The organism is Streptomyces sp. NPDC005706 (genome assembly GCF_040631045.1).
GTDB lineage: Bacteria > Actinomycetota > Actinomycetes > Streptomycetales > Streptomycetaceae > Streptomyces.
This window is the reverse complement of record NZ_JBEXYS010000038.1, coordinates 17,793-41,729: the sequence shown is the minus strand read 5'-3', so window position 1 is coordinate 41,729 and position 23,937 is coordinate 17,793. Positions and strand designations below refer to the sequence as shown.

20 protein-coding genes and 2 pseudogenes are annotated in these 23,937 nt (G+C 69.4%); 6 read left to right on the top strand and 16 right to left on the bottom strand.

The window, feature by feature from the left end; all coding sequences use genetic code 11:
- Positions 1-7: 7 nt before the first annotated feature.
- On the top strand, positions 8-733 hold the full coding sequence (locus ABZ478_RS35065; RefSeq protein ID WP_359556108.1) for a DUF6333 family protein: 726 nt from the start codon (positions 8-10) through the stop codon (positions 731-733).
- Between the two features lie 168 nt (positions 734-901).
- On the top strand, positions 902-3,364 hold the full coding sequence (locus ABZ478_RS35060) for a hypothetical protein (RefSeq protein ID WP_359556106.1): 2,463 nt from the start codon (positions 902-904) through the stop codon (positions 3,362-3,364).
- A gap of 143 nt (positions 3,365-3,507) precedes the next feature.
- Here the strand turns inward: ABZ478_RS35060 and ABZ478_RS35055 are convergent.
- The 5 genes and pseudogenes from ABZ478_RS35055 to ABZ478_RS35035 form a co-directional block, all read right to left on the bottom strand.
- Positions 3,508-3,684: pseudogene (locus tag ABZ478_RS35055) on the bottom strand (alpha/beta hydrolase); the annotation flags it as partial.
- 238 nt (positions 3,685-3,922) lie between these two features.
- Positions 3,923-6,442, bottom strand: coding sequence for a LamG-like jellyroll fold domain-containing protein (locus ABZ478_RS35050; RefSeq protein WP_359556104.1), 2,520 nt, complete (start codon positions 6,440-6,442; stop codon positions 3,923-3,925).
- Positions 6,443-6,684: 242 nt separating this feature from the next.
- A complete protein-coding gene (locus ABZ478_RS35045) occupies positions 6,685-7,047 on the bottom strand; it encodes a DUF5959 family protein (RefSeq protein WP_359556101.1) in 363 nt (120 codons plus the stop codon).
- 41 nt (positions 7,048-7,088) lie between these two features.
- The gene (locus ABZ478_RS35040; RefSeq protein WP_359556099.1) at positions 7,089-8,099 is read right to left on the bottom strand and encodes a zinc-binding alcohol dehydrogenase family protein; all 1,011 of its coding nucleotides are present in this window, start codon (positions 8,097-8,099) and stop codon (positions 7,089-7,091) included.
- 421 nt (positions 8,100-8,520) lie between these two features.
- Positions 8,521-9,924, bottom strand: coding sequence for an MFS transporter (locus ABZ478_RS35035; protein ID WP_359556096.1), 1,404 nt, complete (start codon positions 9,922-9,924; stop codon positions 8,521-8,523).
- A 149-nt stretch (positions 9,925-10,073) separates the two neighbouring features.
- Between ABZ478_RS35035 and ABZ478_RS35030 the strand changes: the two genes are divergently transcribed.
- Positions 10,074-10,922: a helix-turn-helix transcriptional regulator gene (locus ABZ478_RS35030; protein ID WP_359556095.1), complete on the top strand. Its 849-nt coding sequence runs from the start codon at positions 10,074-10,076 to the stop codon at positions 10,920-10,922.
- Here the strand turns inward: ABZ478_RS35030 and ABZ478_RS35025 are convergent.
- The 5 genes from ABZ478_RS35025 to ABZ478_RS35005 all read right to left on the bottom strand — a co-directional run bounded on the left by ABZ478_RS35025 (position 10,859) and on the right by ABZ478_RS35005 (position 14,752).
- Positions 10,859-11,194 carry a WYL domain-containing protein gene (locus tag ABZ478_RS35025; RefSeq protein WP_359556093.1) on the bottom strand — a complete coding sequence of 112 codons (336 nt, stop codon included), beginning with the start codon at positions 11,192-11,194 and terminating at the stop codon, positions 10,859-10,861. The two genes, ABZ478_RS35030 and ABZ478_RS35025, sit on opposite strands and share 64 nt — an antisense overlap.
- Before the next feature lie 191 nt (positions 11,195-11,385).
- Positions 11,386-12,111 (bottom strand): alpha/beta hydrolase, encoded by a 726-nt coding sequence (locus ABZ478_RS35020; protein WP_359556091.1) that lies wholly within the window; start codon positions 12,109-12,111, stop codon positions 11,386-11,388.
- Positions 12,112-12,337: 226 nt separating this feature from the next.
- Entirely contained in the window at positions 12,338-12,472 is a 135-nt protein-coding gene (locus tag ABZ478_RS35015) for a hypothetical protein (RefSeq protein ID WP_359556088.1), read from the bottom strand.
- Positions 12,473-12,747: 275 nt separating this feature from the next.
- Complete coding sequence (locus ABZ478_RS35010) at positions 12,748-14,376, bottom strand: alkaline phosphatase D family protein (RefSeq protein ID WP_359556086.1); 1,629 nt, start codon at positions 14,374-14,376, stop codon at positions 12,748-12,750.
- A gap of 253 nt (positions 14,377-14,629) precedes the next feature.
- A complete protein-coding gene (locus tag ABZ478_RS35005) occupies positions 14,630-14,752 on the bottom strand; it encodes a hypothetical protein (RefSeq protein ID WP_359556083.1) in 123 nt (40 codons plus the stop codon).
- 417 nt (positions 14,753-15,169) lie between these two features.
- Between ABZ478_RS35005 and ABZ478_RS35000 the strand changes: the two genes are divergently transcribed.
- Positions 15,170-16,723, top strand: a complete 1,554-nt coding sequence (locus ABZ478_RS35000) for an alpha/beta hydrolase (RefSeq protein ID WP_359556081.1) — start codon at positions 15,170-15,172, stop codon at positions 16,721-16,723.
- A gap of 410 nt (positions 16,724-17,133) precedes the next feature.
- Here the strand turns inward: ABZ478_RS35000 and ABZ478_RS34995 are convergent, their stop codons facing one another.
- On the bottom strand, positions 17,134-17,571 hold the full coding sequence (locus tag ABZ478_RS34995) for a hypothetical protein (protein ID WP_359556078.1): 438 nt from the start codon (positions 17,569-17,571) through the stop codon (positions 17,134-17,136).
- 589 nt (positions 17,572-18,160) lie between these two features.
- Positions 18,161-18,661, bottom strand: a complete 501-nt coding sequence (locus ABZ478_RS34990) for a MarR family transcriptional regulator (RefSeq protein WP_359556076.1) — start codon at positions 18,659-18,661, stop codon at positions 18,161-18,163.
- A 96-nt stretch (positions 18,662-18,757) separates the two neighbouring features.
- Here ABZ478_RS34990 and ABZ478_RS34985 point away from each other — a divergent pair, with 96 nt between their 5' ends.
- Positions 18,758-19,603: an SDR family oxidoreductase gene (locus ABZ478_RS34985; protein ID WP_359556073.1), complete on the top strand. Its 846-nt coding sequence runs from the start codon at positions 18,758-18,760 to the stop codon at positions 19,601-19,603.
- Positions 19,604-20,300: 697 nt separating this feature from the next.
- Here the strand turns inward: ABZ478_RS34985 and ABZ478_RS34980 are convergent.
- The 4 genes and pseudogenes from ABZ478_RS34980 to ABZ478_RS34965 form a co-directional block, all read right to left on the bottom strand.
- The gene (locus ABZ478_RS34980; protein ID WP_359556070.1) at positions 20,301-20,906 is read right to left on the bottom strand and encodes a dihydrofolate reductase family protein; all 606 of its coding nucleotides are present in this window, start codon (positions 20,904-20,906) and stop codon (positions 20,301-20,303) included.
- 125 nt (positions 20,907-21,031) lie between these two features.
- Positions 21,032-21,328 (bottom strand): hypothetical protein, encoded by a 297-nt coding sequence (locus tag ABZ478_RS34975; RefSeq protein WP_359556067.1) that lies wholly within the window; start codon positions 21,326-21,328, stop codon positions 21,032-21,034.
- Between the two features lie 47 nt (positions 21,329-21,375).
- Positions 21,376-21,838 (bottom strand): annotated as a pseudogene (locus tag ABZ478_RS34970) (DUF1214 domain-containing protein).
- 224 nt (positions 21,839-22,062) lie between these two features.
- Positions 22,063-22,797 carry a DUF1254 domain-containing protein gene (locus tag ABZ478_RS34965; protein WP_359556065.1) on the bottom strand — a complete coding sequence of 245 codons (735 nt, stop codon included), beginning with the start codon at positions 22,795-22,797 and terminating at the stop codon, positions 22,063-22,065.
- A gap of 290 nt (positions 22,798-23,087) precedes the next feature.
- Here ABZ478_RS34965 and ABZ478_RS34960 point away from each other — a divergent pair, with 290 nt between their 5' ends.
- A complete protein-coding gene (locus ABZ478_RS34960) occupies positions 23,088-23,828 on the top strand; it encodes a transcriptional regulator TrmB (RefSeq protein ID WP_359556063.1) in 741 nt (246 codons plus the stop codon).
- Positions 23,829-23,937: the final 109 nt, after the last annotated feature.

The following is a 23,937-nucleotide window of genomic DNA, read 5'->3' as shown; positions in this document are numbered from 1 at the left end:
AACGCCCATGACTGGCAACGGATTCTGGACTGTTCCCGCAGACCGCATGACGACCGGTAGTGGGACCCGCTACGAACTCACCGTCGTGCGGCCTCCGGTCACCGTCGACGCCGGGGACCTGCCGCCCAACGACGCTGCGGCGGCCCTGGAGTTCGCTCGCTCCCTTGACATGATCGATGAGGTGCTGGAGGACCTCGGGTCGCGCCAGGGCAGCGACAGGCTCACCGTGCGCTCACGTGCCGACCTGGACATCGTGCAGGTGGGGGTGTGGGGGAACGTCATATCGGTATCGGACCCCGGCTATGCGGATGACGGCAATGACACCCCGATGCTGTATCAGGCCGAGCTGCTGCGTGAACGCTTCCCCGATGCACTCGTCGTGGGTCGAGTGGAGGTGCACTGCGGGGCCGAGCACACCGAAGACCTCGTGATGCTGCCGGGCGGCCCCATGTTCCACGCGTGCGGCTGGCCGGGCGATGAGCCGTTCGTCGTATCGGGCGATCCGGCCGCCGTCATGGCGGCCTGCGGTGTCACCGCCGAGATGCTGGAAGACCTGGACGTCATCTTCGACCTGGACGACGACCCGAACCAGAACGACTGGGGGGCGCTGGCGACGGCGTGCCTGGGCGAGGCGGACCCGTGGGGGCGGTCGGGGCTCTTCTCGTCGTCGCTGCGGGTGAGGCACACCGACGTGGCGACCAGCCGCATGGAGTCCTTGTTCTTCAGCCGATGACAGACCGTCAACTCTCGTTGTGCTGTCGGGGGTGACGCGCGGACACGGCCTTAACTGCTCTTTATCTGACAGTAGTTGGGGCTAGGGTGGCAGCGCGGCGCGTACATGCCACGGGGGCCCCATGGCGTCGCCCACACCCCTGGCCCCACCAGAGGGAAGACCACACTTTTGAATACAGCACTGCGCATACCCGAGCGGTGGCGCCTGGCGGGCCGCGTCCTGGCCGCGTTCGGGATCGCCTCGGCGGTCACCGTGACCGGCCTGCCCGGCGTCGACACCACCGGCACCGCAGTCGCCGCCGGTCCCGCCGTCACCACCAAGATCCGTCCCGGCGCGAAGCGCTGCGACGAACGCAACCTGGGCAAGACCTACGGCACCACGCCGCGCGACTCCGGCTTCCCCAACGACCCACTGGGTGGGAACTTCAACGCCTCGTCCAGCCTGCCGAAGAACTTCAACTACAAGCTGCCCGGACGAGCGTACGACGGGCTCAGGCCCCCGACTGCGGCGGACAAGGCCAAGGCCATGTCCAAATTCCCCAACAACACGGAGAAGAACTACAAGGCGTGGCAGAAGGTCGCCGACGCGTCCGGTGACCCCGCTGACCGGGCCATGGAGATCTATGCCCGGTTCTTCAACAACAACGAGGGCCTGACCTTCGACCACTGGTTCGAGAACCGGTACATCCGCAATCAGACCAACAACTCCAAGGGCTCCGCGTTCGAGCGCCAGTTGGTCAAGGACTTCCGTCTCATCGGTCCGGACTGGCTGTGTGAGGTCACCGTCGACCTCATCGACGCGCAGGGCAACGTGGTCGACTCGCGCCGCTACGACGCCTACAACAAGAAGTCCAAGGAATTCAACGAGTTCAAGTCCAACAGCGAGCTGACGAACAAGCAGCTCGGCAAGGACCGCAAGATCGCACGCCTGATGCCGGACCACAAGTTCCGCTTCACCGGCGCCAAGCCTTTCACCGACGGCCAGAAGAAGAAGATCAACGACTTCAACCGGTACGTCACCCGGCTGCGTCCCGGCGCCGTCAACCCGGTCCGCGGCAATCAGCGCCTGTACAACTCGCTCCCGCAGACCACCCCGATCCGCGGCTACTCACGCTACGACCGGTGGTTCGCCCCCGGATGCCAGGGCGCCGGCACCACCACCCTCGCCTCCCTCGGCTCCGCGTCCACCTGCGGAACCCGCGGCCCGCTGAACGAGCGCATCAACAACTCCGGCCGCACCCTGAACGAAGCCAAACAGATCCAGGCCGGAGCACGCCGCTTAGACCCGCGCGGCACCCTCCCACGCGGCGGCCCGGGCGGCGTCGACTTCACCACCATGGAGCTCCGGTACGTCGGTGGCCTCGGCAAGGGCAATGGCATGCAGTACTCCATGCGCGCCGACCAGATGCCCGACCCGGACAACAACCCCGGCTACGGCGGTCAGACCCGCATGAACCTGTCCTCCGACGCACTGTTCACGTGGCTGGCGCTCACCCCGGACAAGTTCTGGGTGAACCTGAACCCGGACCAGCCGGACAAGGTCATGGACGCCACGTTCGGCAAGACCGACGCCGGCCGCGTCCTCCTCGAAGCCGACCTCATGATGAAGTACGACTTCGCCGAGGCCCTCAACCCGGACAAGCACGTGGAGGGCAAGCGGTACTGGGACACCGCACCCCGGCGTAACGGCATCCCCTGCTTCCCGGGTACCCGCTTCTGGATCGAGCCCGAGCCCGCCAAGGTACGCGAGCAGGACGGCGGCATCTACATCCTCGACTCGCCGATGAAGGTCTCCGACCAGTGGCTCGACGTCGACTACCACGTGCCCGGCTCGACCGAGTGCACCGACCTGACCAAGGCCGAGAAGACCGCGATCGAGGACAGCGTCCGCCTCAACGTGATCCCGCTCATCCGTGACCGCGTGAACAAGGACCCCAAGTACGCCGACCTGCGCGCCGTCTACAACGCCCGCGTCGCCGCCGAGTACATCCGCCAGCAGGACGCGAAGTCCCCCAACGACTTCCACAAGATCATCGACTCGAACGACGTGTCCGCGTGGCCGTTGCGAGCCCCGAACCAGAACTGGACCCGCGAGCAGGTCTGGAACCGGTACATGGACTCGATCAAGAAGGGCATCGAGTGGTTCGAGCTGAAGTACGGCGGCAAGGTCTACCAGCAGGGCGTCGGTGGCGTCGACTTCTCCAAGCAGCCCAAGCAGAACATCACCCGCACTCGCTTCAACGTCGAGAACCGCGACCTGGACAACACCACCCGCAACTCCACCAAGTCGGATGACACGTCCTACCGGGACACCGACACCCTCTACCTCGGCGGCGGCCCGGCCAAGGCCACCGGCAATGACCCGGGCGGCGACCCCACCCCGACGCCGACCCACACCGGCGGCGGCAAGCCCACCGGCAAGCCGACCGACCCCGTCACCCCGCAGCCGACCCGGAGCGGCGGCGGACAGGCACCGGCCACCTCCGCGCCGAACACGCCCGATCCGGACGGCGACCTCGCCCACACCGGCAACACCGCCCCCATCGGCCTGATCACCGGCATTTCCGCCGCCCTCGTCGCAGCCGGAGGCGCCCTGTGGTGGTGGATGCGCCGCCGCCGCACCACCGGCTGAGAATCCACCAGCAGAGTCCCAGCGCGCCGACCACGCGAAGGGGCTCCCTCCGGCCGCACGGGACGCTGCCCATGAATCCGCCCCGCTGGATCTCATCCAGCGGGGCGGATCGCCGTGTCGGGGTAGGTGCGGGTGTGGGCGTCGCGCTCGTCGACCGTGACGACCCGATACCTGGGGCTCAACCTCCGTGCCAGCGCGTCCCATTCACCCGCGTGTCCGGCCAGGCCGTGCAGCAACACGATCGGCTGTCCAGGCCCGCCCCGGTCCCGGCAGGCAAGCCGGACGCCGTCTCGAACCACCACGTGTTCAGACCATGCCATGTCGGCCCCCAGGGAATCGGCTGGCCTTGATCATGCCGCAACTGCCTCGGAGTGTTTGACGAGCTGACCGCGTTCGAAGCGGGCGTCTGCCCGGACGAGGGCCACGAGGTGGGGTGCATTCACGGTCCGCCACCGCTGCTGGGCGGACTCGACGAGTTTGTGGCGAAGGTCGACTCATGAGGCGGACGAGGGCCGGGCGGCACAGCGCCGCCCGGCCCTCGTGGGGGTGTTCGCTCGGCTACTTGCCCGAGGCGTAGAGCTGGGAGATCTCGGCGCTGCTGAGTGCCCGGTCCCAGACGCGCACCTGGTCCACACCGCCCGGCCAGAAGTCGACCTTGCCGCTGTTGAACCGGGCCCGGCCGACCGAGAGCGGGCCGTCGGACGCCGGGTTGAGGCACTGACTGAACGAGCCCTGCTTCACACCGTCGGCGTAGAGCGAGTGCTCGCCCGTCTCGGCGTTCCGCACGCCCACCAGGTGGTACCACTTGCCGGTCTGCGGCGTGAACGTCGACAGGGCGCGCCCGCCGCTCGTGCTGAACGCGAACTTGTTGGTGTCGCCGGTCTTCTGCAGGAAGAAGGCCGACTGGACCTCCCCGTCCTGGCCGACCGCGGTGCGCCAGCCGTCGAGACGGTCCAGCTTGACCCACGCCGACACCGTGAAGTTGCCAGAGGTGTCGAGGACGGGTCCCGCCGTCTCGGCGTGGTCGTCGACCCCGTCGAACTGCAGGTCCCCACCGGATACACCGGTGCCCCAAGTGGAGCCCTGACGCAGGCTCAGGTCGCGGTCACCGGCTGCGTCCTTGGCGACCGTCCCGCTGCCCTCGTCCAGGGGCCAGGCACCCTCACCGGTCAGGCCGGGTGTGCCGGGTGGGAACTGCGGCGGTGGTGCGGAGCCGTCGGCGCCCTTGATCACCTTGTCGTTGATGTCCCGCACCTGGTCGAAGTCCATCTTCTTCACCTGCCGGTCGTAGGTGAAGAAGCCGTTGACCTCGTGCTCGACATCGGTGATCTGGGTGTAGACGCTGCCCGAGACGCCGCACTGCCGGGCGGCGGTGAGCAGGTCGCGCTGGTTCTCGACGTAGCGCCGGGTCAGCGTCGCCGAGTCCGGCTCCATCTCGTATGCGCCGCCGTCGTCGAACCACATGTGGCCGGGCACCTCGAGACCGAAGCCGCCGTGCTCTCCGTCGATGGCCACGCGCCGTCCCTCCGGTACGGGGGAGGCGGGCCCCACGTACTGGTGGAAGTCGACGACGTCACCCTTGCCGGAGTCGCCCAGCGAGTTGCAGCAGTTGACCCCGGAGTGGGCGTTGACCAGGCGGCTCGGGTCCTGCTGGGCCACGTCGTCCGCGATCCGGCCGGTGGCCTCACGGCTCCATTCGCCCCACCCCTCGTTGAACGGTATCCAGCCGATGATCGAGGTCCAGCTGGCGTGCTGGTCGACCATGGTGTGCAGTTGCCGCTCGAACTCCTGCCGGGCGTCCTCGGGCGGGGTGTTCTCGGCCCGGGACTTGGAGAAGTCGACCTTCATCGACGGCATGTCCTGCCACACCATCAGGCCGAGTTTGTCCGCCCAGTAGTACCAGCGGTCGGGCTCGACCTTGATGTGCTTGCGGACGGTGTTGAAGCCGAGCCGCTTGTGCTCGGCCAGGTCGAACTTCAGGCCCGCGTCGGTCGGTGCGGTGTAGATGCCGTCCGGCCAGAACCCCTGGTCGAGCGTGGACAGCAGGAACGTCTGCTTGCCGTTGAGCGTGATGTGCATCCTGCCGTCGGAGCCCTTCGCGGTGCCGATCTCGCGCATCCCGAAGTACGAGCCCACGTCGTCGACCGGCTTGCCGCCGCGCAGCAGTCGGACCCGCAGGTCGTACAGGAACGGCGAGTCGGGGCTCCACAACTTGGCATGCGGGACTGGCACCTTGAGCGTCGACCCGGCCGGTCCCGTGACCTTGCCCACGGCCTCGTCGCCGTCGTACGCCGTCGCCTGCACCGTCATGCCGTCCGCGCCGGTGAGGCGCGGTGTGACGGACACGGTGCCGGTGCCGAGGTCCGGCGTGATGCGCAGCGAGTCGATGTGCCCGGTGGACACCGGCTCCATCCAGACGGTCTGCCAGATGCCGGAGTTCGAGGTGTAGAAGATGCCGCGGTCGGCCACATTGCGCTGCTTGCCGACCGGCTGCCAGGTCTTGTCGGTCTCGTCGGTGACGCCGACCACGACCTCCTGCGGGCCGGCGCCCTTCAGCGCGTCGGTGACGTCCGCGGAGAACGCGTCGTAGCCGCCTCGGTGGGTGGCGACTTGGTGGCCGTTGACCCAGACCTTGGCGTCATAGTCCACGGCCTGGAAGTGCATGAGGAGTCGCTGACCGGGCACCGCTGTCCAGCTGCGCGGGACGCTGAAGGTCCGGCGGTACCACATCCGGTCCTCGTGGCGCTTGATGCCGGACAGCGCCGACTCCACCGGGTACGGCACGAGGATGCGCTCGTCCAGACTCTTGCCGAAGGGCGGCGCGTCACCGGCCTGGGCACCGGCGAACTGCCACACGCCGTTGAGGTTCTGCCACTGCTTACGCGTCAACTGCGGCCGCGGATACTCCGGGTGGGCGTTGTCCGGGCCGACCTCGTCCGTCCACGGAGTCGTGAGCGGTGGCGTCTTGGACGTCCAGCCTTGGGCAGCCGCGCCGGAGCCGCTGTCAGGACTGGCCACGGCGGGACCCACGAACAGCGCGCCGACGAGGCCCATGGCCGCTGCCGTCGACGCCAGCACGCGCCATCGCCGGCGACCGGGACCCAGGGGGTGCCATGGCTTGCTTCGTCTCACAAATCCTCCTGTCACTGCGTCTCAGCGAGTGCGGCTGGGCAGGCGGCTACTGCGGTCCGCCCGCCCGACCGGTGGTGCTTGAGCGTCGAGGGCCTACCGGGGCTAGAGGTGACTTACAACGTTGGAAACGAGGAACCGGAAGCATGACAGCACGCCCCCCGGGAGCCTGTCCAGACCTCGTGCGTCACTCAAAGCACGTGACCAAGGACCGCCAGTCGCCGGGCCGTTGTGGCGGGTTGCTGCTGCACCGGCAGCACAACGCCCTCGTCGTTTACACGCCGGTCGGGGTGGGAGCGGTTGGCTGCGGATCCGCCGGGAGATCCGGGACGGTGTTCACGAGGCTGCCTTCTGCGGCTCGATACGAAGGGCGTCCCGACGACGATCTCTGCATCGAGCCCGGCAGCCCACTTGGCATTGCGCCCCAGGACGCTGACGGTGACACTGTTCCCTGCGTCATCGGCGACGGAGATGAACTCCCGAGGAGCGATGCCGCTCAGGGCTGCGCCTTCGTCGGCGAGTACCGAAAGATCGTCCCCCCCGTCGGAATGCATCAGCCACCCCTGTCGCAGCATGGGAGACGTCCCGGGGACGGCTAGCCCGAAAGGTCGTTGACCAGCACCGCTGCTCCGTCGAACCGGCCCGTCTTCAAGTCCCGCAACGCGTCCGGCGCTTGGGACAGGGGATACGGGTGGGTGGTGGCGCGGACCCCGTAGCGCGCAGCCGTCGCCAGGAACTCGCGGCCGTCCACCCGAGTGTTGGACGTGACGCTGCGCAACTCCTTCTCGTAGAACAGCTCTCGCTGATAGTCCAGTGGCGGTGTGTTGGTGAGATGGATACCCGCGACCGCCAGTACTCCGCCGCGATCCAGGGCGCGCAGCGCGATCGGGACCAATTCGCCGGCCGGCGCGAAGAGGATCGCGCTGTCGAGCGGTTCCGGCGGCATGTCAAAGGCTCCGCCTGCGGACGCCGCGCCCAGTTCGAGCGCGAGCCGCTGTGACGCCTCGCCACGTGTCAGAACGTGCACTATCGCGCCTTGCGCGAGCGCCACCTGGGCGCACAGATGGGCGCTGCCTCCGAACCCGTACAGCCCGAGTCGCCCGCCCGGGGGCAGCGATGCCCGCCGCAGCGCGCGATAACCGATGATGCCCGCGCACAGCAGTGGAGACTGTGGGACATCCTCGACTCCGCCGGGCAGCGGATAGGCGAAAGCCGCCGGAACGGTCGTGTACTCAGCGTAGCCGCCGTCGGCGTCCCAGCCGGTGTACTGCGAGTCCGGGCAGAGGTTCTCATTCCCGCGCCGGCAGTACGCGCACGTACCGTCCGTGCGCCGCAGCCAGGCGACACCGACCCGGTCCCCGGCCGTGTACCCGGTGACTGCCTCACCCATGGCAATCACCAGACCGACCACCTCGTGACCTGGTGTCACAAGGTGCCGGTGCACCGGCAGATCGCCCTCGATTACGTGAAGATCGGTCCGGCACACGCCACAGGTGCGCACGTGTACAAGGAGTTCGTCGGGGCCTGGCGCCGGCACGGGTTTCTCGACGAAGCGCAGCGGCGCCGCCTCCACTGGGCCCGGCTCCGCCACCTCCCACGCTCCCATTGTCTCCGGTATGCGCCTCGCCATGTGTCACCCCGTCTCGCCACGCGTCGTTGCCTTCGGGACCTGGTACCTCTCAGTCTCGTGCGCAGCCGGAAGCACTGCCACACAACCGGGGCTTGACACGTGTACCGCGGTGCACCGGGAGTCCGCCGCCGGCGAGGAGCGCCGACCCGGTGATGTATGCGGCGGCCGGGCTCTCCACGCGGATCGGCGGCCCGATGACGTCGCCGGGAGCTGCACGAAGAGCGATCGGGCGGCCGAGCTGCTGGGATGGACGCCGATCCTGGGCAGCGACGTCGCAGACCACCGGCAGGGCCCGGTGCCCCCGGGCGGCCAGGTCGTCGGCGGCCGGAGCGATGGCGTCCTCGTCGGTGCCGGCCGGGACACCTTCGCGCTTTCGGCAGCGAAGGCCGCCGCGTTCTCATGCCTCGGGGCGGCGGGCACCGCCCATGCGGGGAACGATCAGCGCGGCGGCCAGGGCCACGACGGCGGCCAGCAGGAGGCTGAGGCGCAGGCCGTGCTCGAACCCGGCCGAGCCGGACAGCAGGGCGCCGAAAACCGCGACGGCCAGGGCTCCGCCGACTTGCCGGCTGGTGTTTAACACACCGCTGGCCGTACCGGTCCGGTGGCCGGGAACGTGCTCCAGCAGCAGTGCGGTGGTCGGGGGCATGACCAGCGGGCCCGCCAGACCGACCGGGATGAGCAGCAAGGCGGTGAGCCACACCGGCGCCGACGCCGGAACCACGGCCAGGACAACGGAGCCGGCGGCGATCAGGACCAGGCCCGCGATGACCGGCACACGCGGCCCGGTGCGCTCGGCGATCCGCGCCGAGAACGGGGTCAGGCAGGCGCTGAACAGCATCATCGGTACGAACGCGATGCCGGCTCCCAGCGCGGACAGGCCGTGCTGCTGCTGGAAGTACAGGCTGAACAGGAACGGCAGCCCGTAGAAGCCGGCCATGAACGCGAACCCGATCGCGGTGGCGATCAGCATCACAGGCGAGCGGAATAGCTCCAGCGGCACCATCGGGTGCGCCACCTTGGCCTGCGCGATGACGAAGACGACGAACGCTACGACGGCCAGGCCCAGTGCTCCGAGCACCCGCGGCGCCGCGAACCCGGCCTCCCCGGCTTCGATCGCACCGAAGGTCAGCCCGCCCATCGCGATGACCGCGGTGATCTGTCCGATCCAGTCGAACGGCGCCGGCCGCGTCGGAGAGTGCGGAGTACGGGTGAGCAGAAGGAGCGTGACGAGACCGACGGGCAGGTTGATCCAGAAGATCATGCGCCACGAGGCGAGACTGAGCAGGCCACCGAGGACCGGACCTGCGGCGGCGGCCACGGCACCGCCCATCGCCCACACCCCCACCGCGCGCGCCCGGCGGGCCGGGTCGGGGAAGGCAAGGCGCACCAGGGCCATCGACGTCGGCATGGTGACAGCCGCACCGATGCCCTGCACCAGCCGGGCAATGATCAGCATCGACAGCGTGGGCGCGAATCCGCAGGCGGCCGAGGCCAGCACGAAGACCGACAATCCGCCACAGAAGGCCCGCCGCGCATTGATGCGATCGGACAAGGAGCCTGCCGACAGCAGCAGAGCTGCGAACATCAGGGTGTAGGAGTCGACCACCCACTGCAAACCGGTGATGCCACCGCCCAGAGCATCGCGGATCGAGGGCAGCGCGACGTTCACGATGGTCGCGTCCAAAGTGATCACGAAGAAACCGAGGACAGCCGCAGCGAGTGTCGCCACGACATGCCGCTCTTTGCCGGACATGTTTGCGTCCGCGCCCGGCGAGTGCCGCAGGGAAGCGATGAGGGACATGGGGGTGGGTTCCTTCTACGGGGGAGGGGGGCCGACCTCGTGGTCCGGCCGCCCGTCCAAACAACCACGCAACCCTCTGACCTGGGAGTCCCTGCCAGGAGGGGTACTCGCAGGGACCCCCGCGGAGAACACCGGCCTACGCTTGAGCAGTGCCAGACGACACCGTCCGCGAGGACATCCGCACTTTCCTCACCAGCCGCCGCGCCCGTATCACCCCCAAGGAGGCCGGCCTGCCCGACTTCGGCGGGCGACGGCAGGTCTCCGGACTGCGACGCTCAGAGGTCGCCCAGCTCGCCGCCATCAGCGTCGAGTACTACACCCGCATCGAGCGCGGCAACGTCGGCGGCGTCTCCGAGGACATCCTCGACGCCCTCAGCCGCGCCCTGCGCTTGGACGACGTCGAAAGCGCCCACCTGGCCGCCCTCGTCCGCGCCGCCACCAACCCCCACCGCGTCACCGACCGCGACGGCGGAACCAGCCACGTACGGCCCAGCCTCCAGCAGATCCTCGACGCAATGACCGGGGCCGCCGCCTTCGTCCGCAACGCCCACCTGGGCATCCTCGCCACCAACACTCTCGCCCGCGCCCTGTACGCAGAGGCCCTCGACAGCGATGACCACCCGCCCAACCTGGCCCGCTTCGTCTTCCGCGACCCCCGCGCCCGACGCTTCTACCGCGACTGGGAGGGCATCGCCCACGACGCCGTCGGCAGTCTGCGCGCCGAGGCCGCCCGCACCCCCGCCGATACCGACCTCGCCGACCTCATCGACGAACTGGTCACTTACAGCGCCGAGTTCGCGATGGGCTGGGATGCACACGATGTCGAGTACTACCGCTCTGGCAAGCAGGGCTTCCGCCACCCCCGCGTCGGCGACCTCGACCTCGACTACGACGCCCTCGAAATTCCCGCCGACCCCGGCCTGACCATCGTCACCTACACCGCGGCGCCTACCTCTCCCCACGCCGCAGCACTTGCCCGCCTCGCCGGCAGTGCCTGAGGGCGGCTGAAGGGCGGTCGACGGCCGCCGGAGCGTCCCTCGACGCCGTCATGATCATCGAGGGGGCCATGGATGGTCAGCTCCACATGCCAGCGGTAGGGCCCCTGGGCCAGGATCGAGGTCAAGTGGGTCACCGGGGCGAAGCCGTCCGGTGCAGTGAAGTTGTCGGCCCGGGGGGTGACGGAGGTGATGCGGTCGATGCGGAAGGTACGCAGGCTGTCGCGGAGGTGGTCGTGGCCGACGACGTACCAGCGGCCGGTGTGGAAGACCACGCCGTAGGGGAGAAGGACGCCGTCCTCCGCTTCCTGAAGCCCACCACATGACCACCCGCCTCGTGCTGACCCGAGAGCCGGGCGTCGCGGCACATTCCGTCGCAACACCTAGGGACGCCACCTCAGGGGCCGTCGCGTACGTCGCCGAACAGGTCGGCCGCTCGCAACGGCGACTCCTGGTCGCGGAGGGGTCAGCCCAGGTGCTGCTGGAAGAAGGCGGCCGCCTCCCTGCCGACTCGAACGCGGACGGTCGGATCCGCAGGTTCCGGGGCGAAGAAGTCGTCGTGGCGGACATCGGGGCCGGCCGAGCTTCCGCTCGCCGTGGGGATGTGCTCCAGGTACGGCCTAGTGTCGACGTCGTATGGGTTGACGGTGTCTGCTCCACCCCAGCGGATGCCCACAGGGACCCGCACGGTTGCCAGGCTTTCTGAGGTCACGAGGCCGCCGGCTCCGGGGGCAACCTGGAAGACGGCCCGCACTCGGGGATCTGAGAGGTCCGCTGCGGCGGCATCCAGCGCACTTCGTGACGACTCGTCCAGCGGGTGCTTGTTCCGCAACGCCTCCAGCGCGCCGGGGAATTCAGGGACCTCCGGCAGAGGAATCCTTCCGGTCAGGACGCCCCAAACGATCTGCGGATCGACCCGGGCCCCGACAAGAGCCGCCGCCGCGTAGCCCCCGAGGGAGAAACCCGCCACACCGACCGGACCAAGCAATTGTTCCTGGGAGAGTGCTTCGAGAACGAAGGCGACGTCCCGAGGCCGTTCCCATATATGGAGAAAGCCCTCCGGCTCGTAGCCGTCGACATAGTTGTTGCCGTGATGATCAAGAGCAACCACCAGGAAACCTGCCTCGTGCAGCGGTCGTACCAGCCACTCCATGTTGCTGCCCGAGCTACCGGTGCCGTGAGAGACGATCACCAGCGGAGCTGGTGCACTCTGTGGGCGGCTCGGCTCCCAAAGGTAAAGACGGACAGGGCGCGGGCGAGTCGGATCCCGCAGGCTACGTCGCGACTCGTCATGCAGGACACGTATATGTGGCCGTCCCTGTCCAGAGATCATCGTGGTGACATCGTAGGGAGGTCGCCTGTTCTCATCGGTTGGTGGTTACGGATCCCCGCAGACTCCGACAGCCGTAACGGAGGCGTCATCCGACGGCGCCGAACTCGGCCAGGCCCTCGCTGCGCACCCCGATGACATCGAGGCCGCGATCACCGAGTACGAGCAGACCATGTTCCACCGCAGCACCCAAATCGCCACTCGCGAAGGTGCCGAGGTCCACCGGATCGACTCCGGCGACAACACAGCCCAGGGTCTGACCAACGTGTTCACGGAGAAGGGCGAATGAGCCACTCCAGATCCGAACGAATGCCCTCCTTACCGCCCGCGGGCCGTCTTCGGGCCTGCGGAATCAGCAAGGACGGCCGCTGCCGCTCCGGGCGGTCGCAACCGGGTACGGCAGGCGCGGCTGCGTCCCCATCGGAACCACCGCATCGGCAGCCTGGTTATCCGGCTCCGCACATGACCGGCGGGACAAGTCCTCTCGACGGACAAGTCCTAGTCGTCGGTCAGGACGGATTCGTGCACGGTGTGCAGCGTCGCGTCCGAGGTGGTGCGCTCCAGACGGAGGTGGGCCGAGCGGTCGCGCAGAGTCAGGGTCATCAGCTGGTTGCCGAACCAGGGGCCGCCCTGCTTGCGCCAGCTGACCGGAGGCCGGGGACAGTGGCCGTGCCGGGTGAGGAGGCGTCCCAGCAGACGGGCCGGAGCGCTCCAGCCGAAGCGGAAGCCGATCCGCATCATCAGGGACACGGAGTTGTGCACGGGTGAACAGGTGAGCTGGACAACGGGGATGTGGGGGCCGCCCGACCGCCAGGACGCCTTGGCGAGGTAGCCGTGGTGGACGTCGCCCGACAGGACGCACACGGTCGCCGGGGAGGCCGGGGCGGACCCGGCCTCGGCGATGAGGTCGGCGAGGTCGGCGAAGGAGCGGGGAAAGGCCGCCCAGTGCTCCAGGTCGGCTCCGCGACGCAGCCATTCGCCGAAGCGGGCCCAGCGCTTGCCGCGTTCCCCGGCGCACAGGGCGGCGTTCCAGGTTTCGGCGTCGTGGACCAGGTGCGGCAGGAGCCAGGGCAAGGAGGTGCCGATCAGGAGGTGGTCGTAGGTCTGCTCGTCGGACAAGACCTGCTCGCGCAGCCAGGCGGCTTCGCCTGGATCGAGCATGGCGCGGCGCTCCTCGGCGAGGACTCTCGCGGCCCGGGAGTCCACCATCACGATCCGGACCTGGCCGAAGTCGCGACGGTAACTGAAGCGGACCGAGGCGGAATCGGCGTCGGCCCGCTCGGCCAGCGCGCGCAGTGCCGGCGTGCCGTCCGGCGCGGCGTGGACGGCGGTCCAGGCGGGGTCGTCGGCCAGTTCCGCGGGGGAGAGGTTGCCGAGGTGCTGGTAGACCCAGTAGGACATCAGGCCGCTCAGCAGCCGTTCCTGCCACCAGTCTGTGGTGCGCATGTCGGCGAGCCAGGCGGCGGAGGTGTTCCAGTCGTCTACGACGTCGTGGTCGTCGAAGATCATGAGGCTGGGCACGGTGGACAGCAGCCAGCGGATCTCGGGGTCGAGCCAGGATTCGTAGTAGAGGTGGCAGTACTCCTCGTAGTCGGTGACCTGGCCTCCGGGTGGCTGGTCGAGGTCACGGCGGCCGGCGAGCCAGCGCCGGGTCTGCTCGGAGGTCTCGTCCGCGTAGATCTGGTCGCCCAACAGGAGCAGGACGTCGGGGCGCTCGGCGTCGGGGTCGGTTGCCAGCCGGGTCGCGAGGGTGTCGAGGGCGTCCGGGCCGATCGGATCCTTGCCTCGGGCCGGGGGCGCGGCCCAGCGGCACGATCCGAAGGTGACGCGGACGGTGCCGCCGGTGGCGGGCGAACGGATGACCGAGGGCGGGAACGGGGAGTCGGCAAGGGGCCACACCGTGGTGTCGTCCAGGAGCACCTCGTAGGAGGGGGACGCGCCGGGACGCAGGCCGGTCACCGTGACGAGCGCGTAGTGGTGCCCGGCCACCTGGAAGGTGGGGGCCGTGCCCACCGCGCCGTCGGAGCAGCGCACCTGTACCGTGCAGGACTCGCTGGTCTCGACCCACACCGTGGCGAACGAGCCGTCGGTACACCTCAGCAGTGGTCCCAGGCGCAGTTCGACCACTTGACCGCCTTCCTGATCTCGCGCATAGGGCAAGGAACGACGGTAGCGCAACAGGGGCAGTCGGGGCCCGTGTCCGTGCCACCCCTGGCAGTGGGGCCGAAGTGGCGGCCCCGCGGCATCCACCGCTCCGGGCGACGCGGCCACGGGCGGGCACAAGCGCCGTTTCCCGAGGCGCGGGTGTACGGGACGGCGGGGCAGGGTCCCTGCTCCATGAGGGCGGCCCCTGACGTCGAGGGCCCGGACCGGGGTGACGTCAGCAGAACCAGCCGTCCTGGACCCAGCCGCGGCGGTTTATGTCTCCATAGGCGAAGCCGTACGCCCAGCCGCTCTTCTTGCTCTCCACCAGGAAGGTCTGGCCCTTGTACAGCGTGCCCATCCAGGCGCCGACCGGTTCGGTGTGTCTCCGCGTTCGCCGATGGCCGCCAGTTGGGCGGCTTCGTCGCGTCGGCCTTCGCTCGCGGCCTGGATGACGTCGTAGTGCCGTCGGTCTGTCACGTCGGTCGGCATCTCCCGGTCGCGGGCGCGATCGGGGGCGTTGACGTCCTGTTCGTGTGGCGGCTGCTCGACCGGTGTGAGTAGATCCTCGTTCGTGGCGGCGTGTGGGGTGGGTCCGGTGTCGACGTCGACACGGTGGAGCAGTCTTGCCGGAGGCGGTCTGAAGTCCTGGGCACTCTCGCGAGCCGAGCTGTCGGAGGCGGCTTGTACCCTGCACTCATTCGACGATCGGACGATCACGGGTGCGGGCATGCGGGCATGCGGGCGGGTGTCCAGGGGCGGGAGCGCGGGGATTCAGATGAGCGACGCACATCCGATACGAAGCCGCAGACCGGGCCTCTCGGCGGGCGCGTGCATCATCGCCGGGGTCGTTCTCGCCGTGATCGGGGCCGTCGGCGCCTGGCTCCAGCACGACGCTCCCGGCCGGAGTGCGGAGCCGCGTACGGAGTTCACCGCGACCAACCCGCCCGCCGGTCTGCCCACCGCGCTCACCACCGGCCAGCACCTCCACTGGTCCCGCTGCACCTCGCCGCCCACCGCGCGCACGGGCTACGACTGCGCCACCATGAAGGCCCCCCTCGACTATCGAAAACCGGACGGCAGGACGATCGACGTCGCCCTGATCCGCCGCAAGGCCACCGGCCCGAACGCCCGGCGCATCGGCTCGCTCGTCCTCAACTTCGGCGGCCCCGGCGTGTCCGGCGTGAGCGGACTGCCCGAACGCCTCAACCAGTACGAGCCGCTCCTCGACCGCTACGACCTGGTCTCCTTCGACCCACGCGGCGTTGGCGCGACCATCCCCGTGCGCTGCGGGAAGACCGCGGACGACACCGGCTACGACGGGGCCGACGCCTGCGCCGAGCACTCCGGGGCGCTGCTCCCGTACATCGGCACCTCGCACACCGCGCGCGACCTCGACCTGATGCGCTACCTGCTCGGCGACGAGCGGCTGCACTACTTCGGCGTCTCGTACGGAACGGCGCTCGGCGCGGTCTACGCCCACCTGTACCCGTCGCACGTGGGACGGCTCGTCCTGGAAGCGTCCGTCGATCCGACCGAGGATCTCGACGAGGAGCAGGTGTCGCAGGTCAAGGCGGTCCAGGCGGCGTTCGACCGGTTCGCCGCGCACTGCGCGGCCCGTATCCGCCACTGCCCGACCGGCGACGGGCCCGAGGAGGCCGCGCGGCGCATGGCGCGCTTGGCCGACCGCCTGGCGAAGAAGCCCGCCCCGGCCGGCGCCGGAAGGGCCCTCGACGCCGACGACGTCGTGCACGCCATCAGCGACCACCTCGACCGCGGCACGGACGGCTGGACGCCGCTCGCCAAGGCCCTCACCGCGCTGATCGACCACAACGACGGCCGTCCGCTGAGCAAGGGCGCGGACGACATCGGCGCCGCCGACCGCGTGGCGGCCCCGGGCGACGACAGCCGCGCCGCGCGGACCGCGATCACCTGCGCGGACTCCAGCCTGCGCCCCGGCTTCGAACGCCTCGACCGGGACGCGGCCCGCATCAAAGCCGCCTCACCCGTCTTCGGCGCGGCCTGGTCCACCGGCGTCTACCTCTGTTACGACTGGCCGTTCGACGGCGAGCGCGCCACGCTCCAGGTGAACGCCGACGGCGCGGCCCCCGTCCTGGTGGTCGGCGGTACCGGCGACCCGATCACCCCATACCCCGGCGCCCGCCACATGGCCCGCGCCCTGGGCGACGGCGTCGGCGTCCTCCTGACGGCCCAGGAGGAGGGCCACGGCACATATCCGCAGAACCGCTGCGTCACGGAGATGGTCGACCACTACCTCCGCACGGGCCGCACCCCGGCTCCGGGGACGGTGTGCCGGGGCAGCATGTCCTGAGGCCCCTACGGATCCGCCGGGCGGCTTCGAGTACCCCCTCACGGTCGCCGCAGAGCCGGATCCGTTCATGCTCACCGAGGGCGGACAGCTTGCAGAGACCGTTCTCACGGCGGCGAGAGATCCTGCAGATCCTGCGGCGACAGCACCTGATGTTGCGGTAAGGCCGGCGTCGCTGCGCGGAGGGGACGCGGCCACCTGGTCGTGGCCGGCGTCGAGCTGTCGGGCTGCCGTTCGCGCAGATGTGCGTCACCTGGCCGCCGAATCCCTGGCCTCGATGCGCACTGAGCACGGTGCCACCGTCTCCCAGCGGCCTTGGAAATAACGCGGCTGGTGGTGAGCGAGTCGGTCACCGACGCCTACAAGTACGCCGACGGTCCCGTCCTGCTGGACCGAGGAGTGAGCGGCTGTGGTCAGGCGCAGTCGGGCGGCAATGTGCTGAGAACGGCAGCGAGGCCATGCGGGTCGCGGCGGGCGATGTTGTGGCCGACGGGGATTTCGTGGAACCGCCAGTTCGAGTCGTTGCGCAACCGTTCGGCCAGGGTCACGAACGGGCTGCCCGGCCACGCGCCACCACTGATGAACGTTTGGCCGGGCGCGCGGCCGGGGTTGTCACCCAGCCTGATCGACTGGACGAAGCTCGCCAGTGGGTGCGGTCGTGCGCGAGGGCCGAGTCCTTCGGGAACTTCAACCCATCGACCGTCGGCGCGGGCGCCGGCTATGAACAACTCCCGGAAGCGGTCGCTGGTCAAAGACCAGCACGAATCCCCGTCGTCGGGGACGTAGGCGTCGATGAAGACGAGCTGATCGAGGCGGTCGCTGAGCAGATCGGCGACGCCGGCGATCACCATTCCGCCGTAGCTGTGCCCACACAGCGCGACGGGCGATCCGTCGGGGAGTGCCAGTCCCCGTAGGACACTGACCCGCCGACTGGAACCGCTGATTGATGAGGCCGGTCAGAGCCGCGAAGACCAGGTGATCCTGGACACTGCTCCGCGGTCGGGGCGCTGTGGTGGCCGGGCGTCAACCCCCGCCAAACGCGCGGTCGGTCGGCGGGCCAGTAGGTGTAGGCGGGGTGGCCGTAGCCCCGAGCCGAGGCGGCTGGCGCGGCACCGTGCGCCGGAACGGTGCCGGGCGCCGGGCGGGTGGATCCGAAGGCGCGCACATCACCTTGGCTGAGGCGCGCGACGCCTGGCCGGCCGCCGAACACGCGTTGGACCGCTTCCGCGACACGTTCGGCCCCGATGCCGTCGGTCCCGCCGCCACCTGCTCCTGCCGCCGTCTCGCGTACCCAGGGCCTGACGGCAACGAATGGGACCACCTCGCCGACGCCATCGATCACGCAGCCGGGAGCGAGGTCTCACGGTGGGAGTTCGGCGTACGCGGACGCGCAGCTCAGTGCGCGCCCGCCTGGCGGGGCACCTCATTTGTAGGTGTGACTCACCGCCGTGGGCCGGAGGATCTGGTTGTCGGCTCCTGCGCCAGCCGCTCCTTCTCGGCTTTGAGCTTTCGCCACACCGTGCCCAGCGCCTCGAGGTCGTCCTGATCGAGGAGGTCGGTGAACACCGGCGCCAGGGATTCACGGCGGGTGGCGTCGGCTCGCTCGAAGAGGCGGTGGCCGTCCTCGGTCAGTGAAATCTCGACCGACCGCGCGTCGCGTGCGGACGCGGTGCGCCTGACAAGGCCCCTGGCCTGTAGGGCGTCGACCACCCGCGACACCTGGCTACGGCTGAGCATGGTGCTGTTGCCGAGGATGGACGCGGGTACCGGATCGGGGCTGGAGGACAGCCAGAGCATGACCTCGAACCAGGACACAGGGAGATCGTGTGCCTTGATGAGGGCCCGGTCGACGCGTTCGGTCATCACGGTGCCGGCCCAGACCAGCCCGTAGAAGGCGTAGTCGGCGGCGGGCATCTCGGCCTGCGGCAGCTTCTTCGGCATGCGATGAAGTATAGGCGGGTTGCGTGCGCACACACATAAAGCTATGTTGTGTGTGCACGCACATAAAAGCTGCTTCATCACTCGAAAGGCCCCGCCATGTCCGCCACCCCCCGAACCGTCCTCATCACCGGTACCTCCTCCGGTATCGGCCTCGCCGCCGCCGTCGCCGCCGCCCGGGCAGGCTGGCGCACGGTCGCGACCCTCCGGGACACAACGCGTGCCGACGCGCTGCGCAAGGCGGCCGCGGAGGCGGGCGTCGAGCTCGACATCCGCCGGCTCGACGTCACCGACGAGGCCTCGGTCACCGCAGCGATCGATGGCGTGATCGCCGACTACGGCCGCCTGGACGCCGTCGTCAACAACGCCGGCGCCGGTCACCTGGGCACTCTGGAGAACGACTCACTCGCGGATGTCCGCAAGGTCATGGAGGTCAACTTCTTCGGCGTGCTCAGCGTCTCCAAGGCCGCGCTGCCGCACTTGCGCGCCGTCGGCGGCCGCCTGATCACCGTCACCAGCGTCGGCGGCGTCGTCGGCCAGCCGTTCAACGAGGCCTACTGCGCCGCGAAGTTCGCCGTCGAGGGCTACATGGAGAGCCTTGCCCCCGTCGCCAAGAAGCTCGGTGTGGGCGTGTCCGTCGTCGAACCCGGCGCCGTGGCGACCGAGTTCGCCAACAACATCGGCATCGACATCGAAGCCCGTATCGACGCCGGCGCGTACACCGAAGCGCTGCGCCACTACATCGACCGCACCGTGGAGCAGTTCCTGGACGGCACCGCGCAGACCCCGGCCAGTGCGGCGGAGGCGGTCATCGAGGCCCTCAACGCCGAGCGGCCCGCGTTCCGGATCCAGACCACCGACTGGGCCCGCTCCTTCGTGGGCACCAAGCTGACCGACACGGACGGCTCCGCCGTGCAGGCCCTCACCGGTTCCTGGGTCGGCTGACCGGCCGCCTGGTCGGCGCCGGGGCAGCACGCTTGGAGCGCGGTGAGGCCGCCACCGTCGCCTCCCTTCTCCTCGGCCCCGGCGCGGCGTTCATCATCGGCAGTGACCTGCACTCGGACGGCGGAGTTGTCACCGCCCTCGCCACAGGCCGCGTCAACGTCGGTGCTGGGCACACCCGTTGGCTGCATCCAGGCCGGTGAAACTTCCGCAAGACACCGGCGGAGGCCGTCCAGCACCGGCTAGACCCTGCGGGACGAGTACGGCCACGCCTACACCTCGCGCCACGTCCGCCTGGCCGGCCGCGCACCCGTCCACACCGGCGTCGGCGGCAACATCACCGCTCATTCACCTCCCCCTGGCGATCATCTGCGTCTGGTCCGCCAACGCCGCCGTCCTGTTCCCTCAGCCCGGCAGGCGCGCTGATACAGGCCCTGGCCCACCACAGCAACATCGACTACTCGCCCTGGCAGCTCTACGGTATTCCGGGAGTCGGCGGGCTGGCCCGGGAAGCCTTCTCCCCGAGCCTCATGTCAGGGCTCGCGGGCGTCGTGCACACGTTGCTGTGCATGCACCCGGCGGCTTCCCTGCCCGATCCCCTGCTCCTCGACTGACCGTCCGGGGGACTCCGGCCGGGAGCGCCGGCCGGAGGCGCGCGGAGCTGCTCCACCCGGCGGAGGACGACCAGTCAGTCCAGGACCTAGTAGCTGTCGTAGCTGGGCTTGCCGGTCGGCCGGTAGACGCCGACGACGGTGCCGCTCTTCGTCGTCGAGACACTGACCGGCTCCAGAGCGGTGGGGACCGCTCCGTCGGCGAACAGTCGCTTGCCGGTGCCGATGATCACTGGATGGATGGTCAGCCGGTACTCGTCCACCAGGTCGTGCCGCATGAGCGTCTGGGCGAGGTCGCCACTGCCGACGACGTTGATGTCACCGCCGTCGGACGCCTTCAGTTCGCGCAGGGCGTCGACGACGTCACCCTCCAGCAGCGTGGAGTTCTCCCACTCCAGGGACGTCAGGGTCCGGGACGCCACGTACTTGCGCATGCTGTTCATCCGCTCGGTGAACGGGTTGCCGGCATCGGCGGTCGGCCAGTACGCCGCGAAGATGTCGTACGTCTTGCGGCCGAGCAGCATCGCGTCGGAGGGCTCGTACCAGCCGGCGATGGCCGCGCCGACCTCGTCGTCGGACACCGGCTTCTGCCAGCCGCCGTGCTCGAAGCCGCTCTCGGCGTCCTCGTCCGGACCGCCCGGTGCCTGCATGACGCCGTCCAGCGACAGGAACGTGCAAATGATGATCTTACGCATGGTGGGCTCCCTTCGTGTCGACGGGTGGACTGGGCGACCACCGGAAACTCATCGGCGGGGCCTTCGCGGCGCGGCAGGGATCACCGTCCGGTGCACTCGCCGTGATCACCCCGCAGGTCCTGGCATCACCGCTTCCGCTGTCGCGGCACGAACGGGCCGGTCGCGGGAGCCACGCACATGTCGACGACCGTCCTGGTGCCGGCCGCGGAGCCGGCCATGCAGAGCCGTCCGCCGCGGTCGCGCAGGTCGAGGGAGAACTGCGTGGCCGTGCCCGACTGCCGGAGGCCGTGGATGCGCTCGTCGATGTAGCCGAGACCAGTGACGGAATGACCAGCCTGCCGCAGGATCGCGGGCCCCGCGCCGTCCGCCTTCTCGTCGCAGCCCGTGCCGAGCCGCCCGCGCTCACCGTGACCGCTCCGCATGATGGACGGCTCACCGGCCTGAACATGTGGCCGACGACGATCCGCTGTTACTCGGCACGGATCAGCGGAGGGCACTCCCACATCGCGTCCAGCACCTCGGCTCGTGGCCGGTACATGCGCAGGACCACGAACCAGGTGCCCTCCGCGGCAGTGGGCAGCCAGTTGCCCTCCTCGTCAGCGCCCGGTGACTCCTTCTGCAGGTAGATGGTCAGTCCGCCCTGCGCATCCGTCATCACACCCGTCTGTGCGGTCGCCGAGCGAGTAACGGTCTGCCTGGTTGGGGATGAGGTTCATGTCCTCGCCGTACACGGTCAGGGACCAGAAGGCGTTGACGGGAGGCAGCCCGCCGCCGTCGAAGTGCAACTGATACCGACCGTCGGCCGACAGCCTTTCGCCGTCCGCGTCCTCGCGGTTGACCAGGTACACCGCCTCGGCCGGATCGTTGGCCGCTATGCCGAGCAGGGACTGGTCGGCGGCGCGCTTGAGGAAGTCGTCGCCGAAACGGCCCATCTCCGGGGGCGGGTGGCACCACCCGTTGACCACCCGGGCCCACTCGCCGCTCTCTCCCTGTTGTTTCAACAGGGGAGGGCCCGCGGCGGCCGCCCGGATCAGGCCCCGCTTGACCTCGTCGGGCTGCGCGTCGACATCAAGCCCGGGTCCGATGCCGATCTGGGCGAACTGCTCTAGGGGGACGCTGTGGTGGGGCGGGGGAGGGTTCTCGGCCAGCATGGCGTTCAGGGTCTTCCAGGCCCCAGGGGATCCTGTTCGGCCGTGACCGGTTCCAGTACGTCACGGCTTTCGAGGGCTTCCGCCCCGGGCTCGCCGAACATACTGAGCGGCGTGAGCCGGTACCGCACTTGAAGAGCCCGGACATTCGCCACGTCGTCCTTGTCGTTCACCAGGGTGCGTCCGAGGATGAGGACCCAGGGAGTGGGAGCGGTCCGAAGGCGCCGCACCCTGGAGGGCAGCTCGCCGTTCCAGTCCGGACCCACGAGGGCGAAATCGCCGGCCCGCGACCCGGTGGTGCGCTGACCGACGTAGTCGAAGTTGTCGGATGTGATGGCGGCCAGCTCGAAGGTGAAGTAGCGGTCAGCCATGTCCGGATGCGACAGGACGACCGGTTCGTGACGGAGATGCACCCATGCCACCGAGTAGAGCGTGTCGTTGTTGGGGCACCCGCCGTCCCGGTAGCCGGCGTCGATCGGTCGTCCGGCGTGCCAGAAGTGGTTGACCGCCGCGTACGGCACCGTTTCCGGGTTGCGTCGCTGCGTCACCCAAGCATGCCGGAGCTGGGCGTTGTAGATGTAGGGGAACCCATAGATGAACGCCTGTTCACCCAGTGTGTAGGCGTATTCGCCGTGCCAATTGTCGATGCGTCCGGTGAGGGACGTTCTCATCGCCTGGCGCAGCGCGGGCAGGACCTCGGGCAGGTGACGTGCGCGTGCGATCGCGGCCGTGGGGTGACGCACCGCATGCCCCGCGACGCGCGCGAACGTTGTCGCGGCATCCGCAGCCCCTCGTGCGATACGTCCCCCGTCGGGCGCCTTCGGTATGTCGACCATGTCGCATCACTTCGCTGTGCGGAATTCGACCGGCGGGCTGCCAGGCCTTCCGGGCCCACCCACCCCCCACCCAAATCCTCCGCCCGTCGCCTGGTCGCCGCAGCCGGAGCCCCGCACATATGGGCCGGAGAGCCGCGACGCATGAACACGTATTGATCACTCTAGGTGACGACGACGTGGCTCTCTGATTTACCAGGGTGACGTTCGCCGAAGAACACCGGGCGGCGATGACCGGCAGCAGCATCGTCGACCTGATCGGGGTGGTCACCGGTGTCGACGCCATCCGCCATCGCTCCCTTCAGGTGCAGCAGGCGGCTCGCACGCAGGTCCGCACCTTTATCACCGCACCGTTCGTCGCCGTGCCGCCCGACGAGAACACGGTCGAACGCATGGCCATCGGCCGCGGCGTGCGCTTCCGGGCGGTACTGGACCGGGACGTGCCGGCCGAGCCCGGCATCGTCCGTGACGCGATCGATTCCCTGCACAACGGTGTGCGGCTGCGGGTCGCCGAGCGGTTGCCCATGAAACTCGTGCTGGCCGACGCCGAACTCGGCCTCGTCCCGCTCGCGACCACGTCGGCCGGGGAGCCCGACGCCGTACTGCTGCACCGCGGCGGCCTGCTGGACGCCATGGACGCACTGTTCGAGACGGTGTGGCGCACCGCCCACCCGTTGGAAGTGCCGGGGCCCGGCCAGGAGGCCGAGCCCATCCGACTCGGGGCGGACGGCCCGACCGACCTCGACCGGAAGATCCTCGCGCTCCTGCTGGCCGGCGTGACCGACTCGACGGCCGCGGTGCAACTCGGTCTGTCATCGCGCACGCCGCACCGACGCCTGCGCCACCTCATGGACCTGTCCGGAGTCCGCACCCGGATGCAGCTCGGCGGTCACGCCGTGCGCCACGGCTGGGCGGAGCCGGCGGCACCGAGGCAGGCGTAACGCTGCGCGCGGCTCACCGTCGCTTGCCTCGGGTCGCACCGGCGACCGGCGACCGGCGCTCAGTCCCGTGATCCCGGTCATGAGGATGAGCCTGACGGTCATGTTCCGG